This is a genomic window from Cellulomonas sp. P4_A2 (assembly GCF_056402515.1).
The window spans coordinates 13,766-26,849 of sequence record NZ_JBFUHG010000020.1; the positions used below are offsets into that span (position 1 = coordinate 13,766).

Annotated in this window: 9 protein-coding genes; 6 read left to right on the top strand and 3 right to left on the bottom strand. The window is 71.4% G+C overall.

What is annotated here, in order from left to right; all coding sequences use genetic code 11:
* Positions 1-49 precede the first annotated feature (49 nt).
* From AC1DUE_RS16735 to AC1DUE_RS16745, 3 genes are read left to right on the top strand one after another with little or no spacing between them, the layout of a single operon-like run.
* Positions 50-1,363, top strand: a complete 1,314-nt coding sequence (locus tag AC1DUE_RS16735; RefSeq protein ID WP_477040545.1) for a DegT/DnrJ/EryC1/StrS family aminotransferase — start codon at positions 50-52, stop codon at positions 1,361-1,363.
* Positions 1,356-2,564 (top strand): glycosyltransferase family 4 protein, encoded by a 1,209-nt coding sequence (locus AC1DUE_RS16740; protein ID WP_477040546.1) that lies wholly within the window; start codon positions 1,356-1,358, stop codon positions 2,562-2,564. The genes AC1DUE_RS16735 and AC1DUE_RS16740 overlap by 8 nt, the downstream gene beginning before the upstream one ends.
* Positions 2,561-3,478: an NAD-dependent epimerase/dehydratase family protein gene (locus AC1DUE_RS16745; RefSeq protein ID WP_477040547.1), complete on the top strand. Its 918-nt coding sequence runs from the start codon at positions 2,561-2,563 to the stop codon at positions 3,476-3,478. The genes AC1DUE_RS16740 and AC1DUE_RS16745 overlap by 4 nt, the downstream gene beginning before the upstream one ends.
* Positions 3,479-3,481: 3 nt before the next feature.
* Here AC1DUE_RS16745 and AC1DUE_RS16750 read toward each other — a convergent pair whose 3' ends face one another.
* Positions 3,482-4,762 (bottom strand): hypothetical protein, encoded by a 1,281-nt coding sequence (locus AC1DUE_RS16750; RefSeq protein ID WP_477040548.1) that lies wholly within the window; start codon positions 4,760-4,762, stop codon positions 3,482-3,484.
* 136 nt (positions 4,763-4,898) lie between these two features.
* On the opposite strand from AC1DUE_RS16750, the gene AC1DUE_RS16755 reads away from it, so the two are divergent.
* The gene (locus AC1DUE_RS16755; protein ID WP_477040549.1) at positions 4,899-5,645 is read left to right on the top strand and encodes a glycosyltransferase family 2 protein; all 747 of its coding nucleotides are present in this window, start codon (positions 4,899-4,901) and stop codon (positions 5,643-5,645) included.
* Entirely contained in the window at positions 5,642-6,052 is a 411-nt protein-coding gene (locus AC1DUE_RS16760) for a DUF2304 domain-containing protein (protein ID WP_477040550.1), read from the top strand. The genes AC1DUE_RS16755 and AC1DUE_RS16760 overlap by 4 nt, the downstream gene beginning before the upstream one ends.
* Here AC1DUE_RS16760 and AC1DUE_RS16765 read toward each other — a convergent pair.
* Positions 6,028-8,055: a DUF7657 domain-containing protein gene (locus AC1DUE_RS16765; RefSeq protein ID WP_477040551.1), complete on the bottom strand. Its 2,028-nt coding sequence runs from the start codon at positions 8,053-8,055 to the stop codon at positions 6,028-6,030. The two genes, AC1DUE_RS16760 and AC1DUE_RS16765, sit on opposite strands and share 25 nt — an antisense overlap.
* 178 nt (positions 8,056-8,233) lie before the next feature.
* Between AC1DUE_RS16765 and AC1DUE_RS16770 the strand changes: the two genes are divergently transcribed.
* Positions 8,234-10,942, top strand: coding sequence for a peptidoglycan recognition protein family protein (locus AC1DUE_RS16770; RefSeq protein ID WP_477040552.1), 2,709 nt, complete (start codon positions 8,234-8,236; stop codon positions 10,940-10,942).
* 7 nt (positions 10,943-10,949) lie between these two features.
* Here the strand turns inward: AC1DUE_RS16770 and AC1DUE_RS16775 are convergent, their stop codons facing one another.
* On the bottom strand, positions 10,950-12,923 hold the full coding sequence (locus tag AC1DUE_RS16775) for a hypothetical protein (RefSeq protein ID WP_477040553.1): 1,974 nt from the start codon (positions 12,921-12,923) through the stop codon (positions 10,950-10,952).
* Between the last annotated feature and the right edge of the window lie 161 nt (positions 12,924-13,084).

Consider the following 13,084-nt stretch of genomic DNA (forward strand, 5'->3'; position numbering starts at 1 on the left):
GACCGCAGCGCCTCCTTGCACACCGTTCCAACTCACGTAGGGTCCCACCGTGTCTGATATCTCGAGCACCGCGTCCGCAACGCTTCTCACCGAGACCGGCACCCCCGGTCGCCGGCAGGAGATCCGGGACCAGATCGACGCTCTCGTCCGTGAGCACTTCGAGCTGATGCCGCCGATCGCCGCCGAGGAGTGCCCCCTGTCGGTGCCGCTGTACGGGGCCGACGAGGTCAACGGCGCGCTGGACGCGCTGCTGACCCAGAACGTCACCATGGGCCGCCGCGTCCGCGAGTTCGAGCACGCCTTCGCCGAGTACGTCGGGTCGAAGCACGCGATCATGGTCAACAGCGGCTCGTCCGCGAACCTGCTCGCGCTCGCCGTGCTCTCCAGCCCGACGCTGCCGGGCAACCTGCGCCCCGGCGACGAGATCATCGTCCCCGCAGTGACCTGGTCGACCACGCTCGCGCCGATCATCCAGCACGGCTGCGTGCCGGTCCTGGTCGACGTGGACCCCGAGACGCTGAACCTGCGCCCCGAGGACCTGGAGAAGGCATTCTCGAGCAAGACCCGCGCGGTCATGCCGGTGCACCTCCTCGGGAACCCCGTGGACATGGAGCCGCTCATGGAGTTCGCGCGCAAGCACGACCTCTGGGTGGTCGAGGACACGTGCGAGTCCCTGGGCAGCTCGATCGGTGGCCGCCAGGTCGGGACGTTCGGTGACTTGGGCGCGTACTCGTTCTACTTCTCGCACCACATCACGACGATCGAGGGCGGCATGCTCGTCACCGACGACGACCGCATGGCGGACCTCGCCCGATCGATCCGCGCGCACGGCTGGACGCGCGACATGATCGACCGCGACGAGATCGAGTCGGCGAACCCGTGGATCGACCCACGCTTCCTGTTCGTGCACATCGGCTACAACCTGCGCCCGATGGAGCTGCAGGCCGCGTTCGGGCTCGTGCAGCTCAAGCGGCTCGAGGAGTTCAACGACCAGCGCCGCGCGAACGCGACCTACCTGCTCGACGCCCTCGCGGACCTCTCCGACGAGATCGACTTCGTCACCGAGCAGGCCGGCGCGCGCTCGACGTGGTTCGGCTTCACGGTGATGTGCAAGGACGCCCAGACGCGCAAGGCGCTCAGCGACCACCTCGAGGCGCGCAAGATCGCCACGCGTCCGATCGTGGCCGGCAACCTCGCGGTCCAGCCGGCGTTCCGGGACAACCCGCACCGCACTGTGGGCAGCCTGGCCGGCGCCACCCGCGTGGGCGAGCGCGGTCTGTTCGTCGGCAACCACCCCAACCTCACGCAGGGTCACCTCGACCACATCGTGCAGGGCTTCCGCACCTTCTTCGGTCGTGCCTGAGGCGCGCAAGCCGGTCCTGTGGCTGCACAGCCACTTCCTGCTGCCGGCCGGGGGCACCAAGTTCATATTCGAGGTGACGCGTCGGCTCAACGAGCGTCGTCCCGTCGAGGTGATGGTCGAGGGCGCGTCCCCACTGTGGCGCGAGCGCTACGCGGACGCGGGCGTGCCGCTGCGCGAGATCGGTGGAGCCACGTCGATGTCGATGGCGTACTGGGGCGCGTTCCCGGCCTACCTGGCCCGCGACCGCAAGGCCGTCACCGCGGCTGCGGCGGGCGCGAGCGCGATCGTGTCGAGCTTCTTCCCGATGCCGGACATCGCGGCGAAGGCGGCCACGGAGCACGGCCTGCGGCACGTGAGCCTGTGCTTCGAGCCGTTCCCGTTCTTCCACGACGCTGAGGTCATCGGCATGTACCCGAAAGGGAAGCAGGCGCTGCTGGCGTTCCTGCGGACCGCCTACGGCAACGTGGACCGCCGGGGCATCGAGGCGGCCGACGCGCTGCTGACGCTCAACGAGGCGACGGCCAAGCAGCTGAGGCTGGCCTACGGCCGCGACGACGCCGTGTGCACGTACGCGGGCGTCGACACCGACTTCTTCAAGCCGTACTCAGCGGACGAGACCCGAGAGCTGCGCGACCGCCTCGGCGACGGACCGCTCGTCGTGCACTCGACCGACTTCTCGCCGATCAAGCGCACCGATCTCGCCATCGAGGCGTTCGCCGTGGCCGCCCGCGCGGTCCCGGAGGCCCGGCTCGCGATCACCAGCACCCGCGAGGACCCGCCCGAGCTCGATCGCCTGATGGCCCGGGCTGCGATCCTGGGCATCGCCGACAAGGTCACCTACCTCGGCTTCCTGCCGTTCGCCGACCTGCCCCGGCTCTACTCCGTGGCGGACGTGCTGCTGCAGACCGGGACGTCGGCAGTCTCCGGTGCGACCACGATGTCGCTGCCGGTCAAGGAGGCCCTGGCCTGCGGCACCCCCGTCGTGCGCTCCGGCGTGACAGGCGAGGACGTCGAGGACGGCATCAGCGGCTACCTGGTCGACCCGACCGACAGCGCCACGACCGGGGCGCGCCTGGCCACGATCCTCGGCGACAAGGCCCTGGCGACCGCGATGGGCGAGGCCGGGCTGAAGCGCATCACCAGCATGTACACCTGGGACCGCGTCGTCGACGTGGTCGAGAACGCCCTGGAGGCACGGTGACCCGACGCGCACTCGTTACGGGTGCGAGCGGCTTCGCCGGCAAGCACCTCGTGTCGCTCCTGCTCGCGCGGGGCTGGGACGTCGCGGGCATCGTCCGGTTGCGCTCGACCGGGATCGACGGCGTCCAGGAGCGCACCGTCGAGATCGACGACGTCGCCGGCCTGACGCGGGTTGTGGGGGCCTTCCGGCCAACGCACGTCTTCCACCTCGCGGCCGTCGTCGACACGATCACGACCCCCGACGTCATGGCGCTCTACCGGACGAACACGCTCGGCACCGTCGCCGTCCTCGAGGCCGTCGCGGCGGTCGGCGGCGTCGAGCGTGTGCTCGTCGCCAGCTCGGCCTTCGCCTACGGTCGCCCACCCGAGGGGGCCCGCCCGGTCCGCGAGGACGACCCGCTCGTCCCGCTGACCGCGTACGGCTCGTCCAAGGTCGCCTCGGAGGCCATCGCGCGGCAGTGGTCGACCGCGACCGGCACCGAGGTCGTGGTCACGCGCGCCTTCCAGCACACCGGACCGGGGCACGTCGGCGCCTACGCGTTGTCGGACTGGGCGTCGCAGCTGGCGTCCGGCGCGACGACCCTGCGGGTGGGATCACTCGACGTCGCCCGCGACTACCTGGACGTGCGTGACGTCGTCGAGGCCTACCTCGCCCTCATGGAGCGCGGCACGGCGGGCGCCGTCTACAACGTCGCCAGCGGCGTGCCGGTGACGATGCGCGAGCTGCTCGACGCGCTCGTCGTCGCGTTCGGTGGGACTGCCGAGGTCGTCGTCGACCCGGCACGGGTCCGCGCGGTAGACACCCCGGTCTTCGTCGCCGACGTCACGCGCCTGCATACCGACACGGGTTGGCGTCCCCGCTTCTCGCTCGAGGAGACCATGGCCGCGCTCGCCGAGAGTCGACGCACCGCCTGAGGCTCAGGCGGGCTCGACCACCTGACGGGAGCTCCGCAGGGCGAACAGGTGCACGCCGACCCCGACCACCGGCCCGATGGCGAGCGCCAGCACCGCGCGCTCGTCGAGGGGCAGGTCGGTGAGCAGGATCGCGATCGAGACCACGGTGGCGACGAACCAGCCCGCGGCGTACCAGAAGTGCCGTCCGAGCGCGAGGACGCCCGAGCCGGTGAGGGTCAGGACGGCAAGCGCGGCGGATGCGAGCGTCAGGGCACCGAGCAGCAGGCCGCTCACCGCGTACTTCGGTCCGAAGATCGTCATGAGCCAGGGGCCGATCAGCGCGGCGACGACGGCACCGACGAGTCCGACCGCGACGATGATCAGGATGATCCGAACCAGCGCGCGTGCGCGGCTGCGGTGAGGGTCGAGGAAGTAGCTGATCGCCACACCCTGGTAGGCGTTCAGGGGCAGGAGCAGCGGCGCCCGCGTCAGGCTGATCGCGAGCACGAGCGGTGCGGCGTCGGCCCATTGCGCCTCGCTCGTCGTCGCCCGCAGCAAGGCGGGGAAACCCACGACGAGCGCCGCTGCGGCAGCCGAGGCCAGCATCGCCTGCAGCACCCGCGGCACCATGGCGCGCACCGCTCCGTCGCCGCGCGCGCGGGCCGCCCGGCGCAGGACGGCCGAGAACGGGATCGCGAGCAGCCAGACCGCCGCCGAGGCCGCCGCCGCGACCTCGACGCCGACCAGCCGGGCGCCGAGCAGGACCGCGGCGCAGACGAACACCAGGCGGAGCGCGGACTCGCCGCCGATGAGCACGGACGACGCGGTCCACCGTCGCTCCCCCGACAGCGTCCCGACCATCGCGAGGTGTCCGGAGTACGCGACGCTGGCCAGCGCGAGCACGGCGACGATTGCCGTCGAGCTGTTCTGGCCAAGCAGCAGGGGTCGCCACCAGGGCGCGAGCGCGAACGCCACCAGGGCGGCCCCCGCGCCGATCACGATAGACCAGGGCAGCACCCGTGCACCGGTGCGCGCCGTGCCGAGCCGCTCCGCGGTGCCGACCGACCGCGTCGCCTCCTGCTGCACGCCCCCGAGTATCCCGAAGCCCCCGAACAGGAGCGCCCAATACACGAGGAAGTCGGCGTTCACGGCCGGGCTGAGGTGCCGAGCGACCACGAGGAGGACGACGTAGCCCGCCCCGGCGGCGACGATCGAGGCGACGCCGACCGAGGCGAGGCCGCGCCCACCGATCACGCCGGAGGACGGTCCGTCGCCGGCCGGCAGGTCGGGGACGGGAAGGGTCACGACGCTCCTTGCACGATGTTCTGGGGCCCGGACAGGCCGAGAGATCCTCTCACGGGCCGTCCGCGGGCCCGAACCGCGTGTCGCGACGCCTCCCGAGTGGGCCGGGGCAAGCCCCGGCGGTCGGTAGGATTCGGGGATGCCCGTCACCCCGGAGCCACGGCTGCTCATCATCGTCCCGGCGTGGAACGAGCAGGAGACCGTCGCGTCGATCGTGACCGAGATCCGCACCACGCTCCCCACCGCCGACGTCGTGGTGGTCAACGACGGCTCGACCGACCACACCTCCGACGTGGCCCGCCGCGCGGGCGCCCGCGTCCTCGACCTGCCGATCAACCTCGGTGTCGGCGGCGCGATGCGCGCCGGCTACGTGCTCGCGCACCGCGAGCGCTACGACCTCACCGTCCAGCTCGACGCCGACGGTCAGCACGACCCGGCCGAGGTGCCGCTTCTCCTGGAGACGATGACCGCTGAGTCGGCCGACATCGTCATCGGCGCGCGCTTCGCCGGCGTCGGCGACTACACGGTCCGCGGGCCGCGCAAGTGGTCGATGTCGATCCTGTCGACGGTCCTGTCGCGCGTCACCGGCACGCAGCTCACCGACACGACGTCGGGATTCAAGGCCTGCGCCCGCCCGGCGATCGCGCTCTTCGCCTCCAACTACCCCGCGGAGTACCTGGGCGACACCATCGAGTCGCTGGTGATCGCGTCGCGCGCAGGGCTCCGCGTCCGGCAGGTCGGGGTCAAGATGCGACCCCGCGCCGGCGGCACTCCCTCGCACAGCCCGGTGAAGGCCGCGGTCTTCTTGGGCCGGGCCATCCTGGCGCTCCTGATCGCGCTGTCGCGGCCGAGCGAACCGGTCGCCGTCGAGGGAGCACGCGCATGAGCGGCCGCCTGTTCGCGCTCGCGATGTGCGTCTTCGTCGTCGCACTGCTGTTCTTCCTGCTGCGCACACGCCGGATCCGAGAGAAGTACGCCGGTATCTGGATCGCGATGGCCGGCGCCGTCATCCTGCTCGGCGTGTTCCCGCAGGTCGCGTTCTGGCTGTCTGACCTGGTCGGCGTCGAGACGCCGGTGAACCTCGTGTTCGCCGCGGCCTTCGTCGTCCTCCTGCTGGTCTGCATCCAGCTCTCGGCCGAGGTCTCGAACCTCGAGGAGGAGACGCGCACGCTGGCCGAGGAGATCGCCCTGCTCCGGCTGGACGTCAGTGAGCTGGCGGCACGCGTCGACGGGGCCTCGACGACGCAGGACCCGACCGACCGCAGCGGTCAGGACGCCGGCACCACGTCGTAGATGTAGAACGTGCTCGGACCCTCGGGCACTGACTGGACCTCGCGCAGGCACGGCTGGTCGACGGGCGTGTCGCTCAGCACGTGGGCGATGTGCTCCTGCGCGATGGCCCCGCACGAGTCCAGCTTGACCTGCACCACGTCGGCCTGGACCAGCACGATGTCCGGCGCGGCGAGGTCGGCGGTCCAGTTCACGTGCGCGTACCGGTTCCACGCCTGCTCGTCGGACCCGTCCGGGTCGAGGTCGTGCCACATCTCGAGCGACGGCCAGGCCTGGACGCCGCTGTACGACTCCACACCGGTCTCGCGCAGCACGGCCGTGGATGCGAGGCCGCTGACCGAGACCCACGCTCCCGGGTCCTGCGCGTCAACCTCCTGGATGGCCTGACCGACGCCGGTCTCGCGCATGTCGAACACCCCGCGGTAGATCGGGTTGACCCACCCGCCGACGACGATCGCCACGAGCGCGATGAGGACTCCGGGCACGGTCGCGCGCCCGCGCGAGAACATCGCCATCGCGAGCGTGAGGGCGAGCAGCAGAGGCAGCCAGGCGACCGTCGCCTCCAGGACCGTCGGTGCGTGACGGGCCAGCCCGACGTAGACGGCCCAGTGCGTCAGCAGCACCGCAGCAACGGTGGCGGCGGTGGTCCAGACGGGGATCCGGACGTCCTCGAGGTTGCGCAGGCGCGCGACCACGAGGACGAGCAGCAGGACCGAGCCAAGTCCCATCCCGATGACGATGCGTGGGAGGACGACCCGGTCGAGGAACATCAGGTGTGCGAGCGCGTCCCAGCCCGGCAGGTAGACGAACACGAACATCACGACCATCGAGGCCAGGACGCCGAGGATCGCCCAGTCGGCACCGGCTCCGCGGCGCCAGCGCGACCAGAGCAGCCAGAGGGCCGACGGCACCAGGTAGAGGCCGAAGAAGACGAAGCTCGACCCCTCGGAGGAGTTCGGTGCGAAACCGGTCAGGTCGGCACCGCGCAGACCGGTGGCGAAGATCCCGGCGTACATGGCCAGCCACGGGAACGAGGCCTTGCCGCCCGTCAGCGTCAGGCGCTGACCCGGGTACACCGTCGACAGCACGGCATCGATCGTGTCGCGGCGCGTGAGCAGGAACGCGACCAGCACGATCACCACGACGACGGCCCCGACCCCGAGCGGGGCGAGCCGGCGGAGCCGATCGCGCGAGGGCAGCGCGCGTGCGGTGAAGAACCAGCCGGCAACGAACCCGACCGCCGGGTACAGGCAGGGCACCAGGTAGGGCGGGTAGAGCGCGACGACGGCCACGATCACCAGGTATGAGACGAGCGCCGAAATGACCCAGCGCACCCACGTCCGGCTGGTCCGGATCATGAGCACGGTCCCCGCGCAGGCCGCGATCGCGCAGGCCGGCGGCCAGAAGCTGCCCGAGCCGAACCACCACTGGAAGAACGGGGACAGGGCGAACGCCCCCGCCACTGCGAAGGCCGCGAGCGGTCGGCGCCAGAGGGTGCACACCAGCACGAACAGCGCGGCGGTCATGACGAAGAACGGCAGCCACCACTTGAGCGCGAACGCGTTGTCGAGCGGCAGGAAGAAGAAGGCCCACATGTGCGGCCGGAGCAGCACGGACCACTCGTGGTACGGCAGGTCCCACACGATGGAGGTGTCGAAACCGCCCGGGAACAGGCTGCTCATTCGTGGGAGCCCCTGCTGCACCTGCGCGACGGTCAGCGGCGCGACGACCAGCCACTCGTCGCTTCGGATCGAGCGCGGGATGCCCTTGATGATGTTCGGGTCACCCGTGCCGAACATCTCGGAGTAGAGCAGCCCCATCGACGAGCCGTTGATCCCGGTGGCGACGAGAACGACGAGCAGCAGCGCGTACGCGGACAGCCCGAGGAGCAGCTGACGGCGCAGCGGCATGCGGCTCGGCTGGATCAGCCGGACGTAGTGCAGCAGCAGCCAGTGCCGCACGTCGGCCACCCGACCGGAGCTCTTCGTCGCCTCGACCTCGGTCATGGGTTCGTCGGGCTCCTCGCGTTCCAGGGTGGGCGCCCCGTCCAGAGGCCCCCGTGAGGATACCGGTCAGCCCCGTCCCCCCCGACCGCGCCACGACGGCAGGGATCCACGGGTCGGTCGCGGTGGCATGGTCCAATGGCTCGTTCGGCGCTCGGGCGTCGGTGGGGGAGGTACGGACATGTTCGGGTCCTTGGTACGCCTGGTCGTGGTGACGGTGCTGGCGACGACAGGGTCGTTGGTCGGCGGGCACGTGAGCGAGGGGGCTGCGATCGCGAGCGCCACCGCACCGGCGCCGGCCGCGAAGGTCTCCGTCAAGGAGCTGAACCTCAGCGGCATCGACGAGGACGCCGTCGAGGAGCTCCCCGAGGTCGCACCGGCCGTCGCCGAGGACGCCCCGGTCGAAGCCCTGCCCGACGATGCGGCGGCTCCCGCGTCCACCAGTACCGGCGCACGCGTGACCAACGCCGCGTTCAGTACGCCCGCCGAGGTGGCCGACCCGCCCTCGCCGTCGGCCGAACCGACGCCGACGCCGACATCCACGCCCACAACCACGCCCACGGACCCCGTCCAGCCCGCACCCGAGCCGAGCGCGTCGGCCACCCCGGACGAGCCCGTCGATCCCGACGTCCTCACCGGCGAGCTCGACACGCCCGGCTTCTCGGTGCTCGGTGTGACGTGGAAGGACACGGCCGGGCTCGTCGACCCGGTGATCCGCTATCGCGTCCGCCAGGCCGATCAGTGGAGCGACTGGGAGGCCGTCGGCGAGTCCGACCTCGCGCCGGACGCCGGCGGTGCCGACGACCGCGGAGACGGGGGCCGCGGCGCGACCGACCCGATCGTGGCGCTGCATGCCGACGGGCTCCAGCTCTGGGCACAGGCGGCGGAAGGAAGGGTCACCGGCCTCAAGGCGGTGCTCATCGACCCGGGCAAGAACCCTGCGGGCACGAGCGGCCAGAGCTCCGCGACCGCCGGCGCAGCCGTGATCCGCAACGCCGCCGTGCTGCCGGCGGCTCCGGCCGCGGCGCCCGCGATCATCACGCGGGCGGGCTGGGGTGCCGACGAGTCGATGCGGACCTGCGACGCGGACCTCGCGCCGGTCACCCGGGCGGCGGCGGTCCACCACACCGCCTCGACCAACGACTACTCCCCCAACGACGTCCCCGGTCTCCTGCGCGGCTTCTACGCCTACCACACGAGGCCCGAGGCGGCCGGTGGCCGCGGCTGGTGCGACATCGGTTACAACTTCCTCGTCGATAAGTTCGGCCGCGTCTTCGAGGGTCGCGCCGGAAGCATCACCAAAGCCGTCGTCGGGGTGCACACCGGCGGGTTCAACAGCCGGACGATCGGCATCGCGGCGATCGGCGACTACAGCACGGCCGCCCCGTCGGGAGCTCTGCTCGAAGCCCTGAGCCAGGTCATCGCCTGGAAGTTCAAGACGTTCCGCATCCTCGCGGGCACCGCGGTGACGATGGTGTCCGGCGGTGGGGCGTCCAAGTGGCCCGAGGGAACTCTCGTCACGTTTCAGACAATCTACGGGCACCGGGACGCGCAGCTCACGGCCTGCCCCGGTCAGTACCTCTACGACCAGCTCCCATACCTGCGCGCGCGGGTCTCGGAGCTGGCGAACAACGCCGTGTACGCGTCGCCCACCTGGTCGCTGGACTCGTTCAGCGCCGACTCCTCCGGCATCTCCGGCGGAGGCTGGGTGCTGGACCCGGAGAGCACGGCCTCCCTCGATGTCGTCGTCACCATCGACGGTGTCGACACGGTGCTTTCCGCGTCCGGCTCCCGCCCGGACCTCGCCGGTCCGTTCCCGGGCAACGGGATCCAGCACGGCTTCAGCTTCACGATCCCGGCCGCCGGCGGTGCCCACCAGGTGTGCATCTCGGCCCGCAACGTGGGCAACGGCAACGACGTGATGTTCGGGTGCGACTGGAAGACCGTCGTGAACCAAGCCCCGTTCGGTTCGCTGGACATCGTCGCGTCGACCGCGACGACCATCCGGGTGGCGGGCTGGGCGCTCGACCCCGACACCACCGGCCCGGTCACGCTGCACGTCTACTTCCGCGACGCGCTCACCGCGATCACCGCCAACCTGTCCCGGCCGGACGTCGGGGCCGCCTTCGGCAAGGGCGACAACCACGGCTTCGACTCGACGCTGCCAGCCTCCCCCGGTGACCACCAGGTCTGCGTCTACGCGATCAACCAGCCGGTCGGGATCAACCAGCTGATCGGCTGCCGCAACGTGCGGGTGGGCAACCCGCCGGTCGGCGTCGTCGACTCGGTCGTCGCGGTCGGCAGCGGGTCGGTCACGGTCAGCGGCTGGGCGTTCGACCCCGACACAGCGGACTCGATCGGCGTCCACTTCTTCGTCGACGGCGCCTGGACCACGGCGACGACCGCGGCGACCCCACGCGCGGACGTCAACGGCGCCTACAAGATCACGGGCGCGCACGGGTACTCCGCCACCTTCCCGGCCAGCGCGGGCACACACCGCGTCTGCGCGTACGCGATCGACGCGACGGGCGGCAGCGCCAACCCGGAGATCGGCTGCAGGTTCGTCACCCTCGTCAACAAGCCGCCGGTCGGCGTGATCGACTCGGCGACCGCTACACCGGGAACCGTGACCTTGTCCGGGTGGGCGTTCGACCCGGACACCACGGCCCCGATCGGTGTGCACTTCTTCATCGACGGCCGCTGGACCGGCGCGACGACCGCCGCATCCTCACGACCCGACGTCGGCGCGGTCTACGGCTCGGGCGCGAACCACGGATACAGCCTGACGCTGCCGATGACCGCGGGCACGCACCGCGTCTGCGCCTACGGCATCGACAGCGCGGGCGGACCGAACCCGGAGATCGCCTGCCGCGTCGCCGTGGGGCAGTGAGCCCGACCTACCAGGTGGACACCCGGCCGCTCCAGCCCATGTGCGCGACGCCCGCCCTGACGGCGTCGTAGAACTCGGGTCCGACGACCACGATGACGTTCGGGTCCTTGGCGAGCACCTGCTTGGCGTAACGGATCGCCTCGGCGTTGCTCTGCGACGCCGGGGGGTCGAACTCGAGCAGGTGCTGGGTCTCGTCGGTCCAACGGCTGGTCAGCGCGTTGAACCACTGGCCCATCATCATCTGCGGTACGGCGCCGCTCGCGGGGAACGGCAGCAGGATCGTCGGGACGTCTGAGTCGTCGACGTGCGCAGCCGCCGCGTCGAGGACGGCCGTCGCATCCACCGCCGGCAGGGGCTGCAGCGCCACCGCGACGAAGTCGGCCCGGGCCGCACCGCCAGGAGCGAGCCCGCTCCCGAGGGCCGTCGGGTACACCTTGGGCAGCCCGTAGATCCCCACGAGCGCCACGCCCAGGAGCACGGACGCGCCGACCGAGATCGCCCGCGCCCGACCGCGTCGGCGCTCCGGGCGCAGCACGAGGGAGAGCGCGGCGACCAGCACGACGGCCGCCACGAGCTGCAGCGCGATCGCGTACTTCCAGAAGTAGTACCCGACGCCGCTCCCGGCGTGGATCTGGACGACGGCGATCATCGTCGCGACCCCGAGCCCGGCGAGCGGGACGAGCCCTGTCCAGCCAGCGCGGAGGGCGTCGCCGCGCCACGGTCCGCGGCGACCACGGCCGACCACCAGCGCTGCGCACGCGGCGATCGCGCCCGCGACCACCAGGGCGAGCTGGCCGACCGGGATCGACGTGACACCGCCGCCGACAACGACGATGTCGGCGAGGTCGGGCTGGTAGCGCAGCATCGTCCACGCCTCGAACAGGCCCACGAACGTGACAACGACGACGACCCCGGGTGCGACCCAGTCGATGCGCCGGGACGGCCAGCGTGCCTTGCTCCAGGGGAAGAGGACCGCGACGACGACGAAGCCGCCCATGGTGAGCAGCAGCGACCAGTTGTGCACGACGCCGAGGGCGGCGGCGCCCAGCGCAGCCAGGAGCGGCGGCGACATCGGACGGGTCATCTGGATCGCGATCAGCGGCAGGCACGCCAGCATCGCGCAGGCGACGAGGAAGTTGGGGAAGCCGTCGTGCAGGACCATTCCGCCCGGACCCAGCGTGAAGGTCGCGACGACGAACAGCGCGGCCGGGAACGCGATCAACGGACGACGGCGCACGGAGGGCAGCGAGCACACCCCGGCCAGGACCGTGACTACGGCGACGACGATCACGAAGGTCATCGCCCTCGCATAGGTGGCCAGCAGGACGCCGGGGTCGTTGGTGCCGGACCCGATCAGCGCCTCCATGACGGTAGCCGTGACGGCGTGGAACCCCTGCGGGTAACGCGCGTACGACCACTGGCCCAGGGCACCCGGCTCGATGTGGCTGATGACGGACCCGTGCTTGAGGATCATCGCCGTCATGTCGAAGTGTGCCGAGTGGTCCCATCCGCGCAGGAACCGCGTCAGGGTCACCCCCGGGCTGCTGACCCGCAGCGTCGGCAGGTACACCCACACGGCGACCAGCGACGCGACCGCGGCAGCGCCGTCCGACCAGCGCACCCTCGGCAGCAGGAGCCGAGCCCGCCCGGCGCCCGGCGCGACCGCGAACCAGGCGGCGATACCCGCGAGGACGAGCGCGAGCACCAGGCCAGCGTGACCGGCGTCGCCGAGCGGCAGCTTCCACCACCAGAGCAGCGGGATGCCACCGATGAGCACGGTGCCCGCGATCAGGACGCGTCGCGACAGCTCCCGCGACGTCGGTGCGAGGAGGACCACGAGACCGAGCACGCCGAGCAGCAGCTTGGAGTCGAGCACCGTGGCCGCCAGGACCATCCCGACGACGAACGCACCGAGACCGGCGAGCGACGCCCGCAGCCAGCCGCGGGAACCGCGACGACGAGAGTTTCGGGTCTCTCTCACGCGCGCGGGGCGCGTGGGCACAGGGACGGGCGACGCGGGGGTTGGCTGCACAACGAGCCAGAATATGGCACGGACCACGGGCCTCGGGCTCGGTTCCGTCCCCCGACGACCAGGCAATCGGACGTTCCGGGACATCTGCGACGGCCCAGATACGTGACACG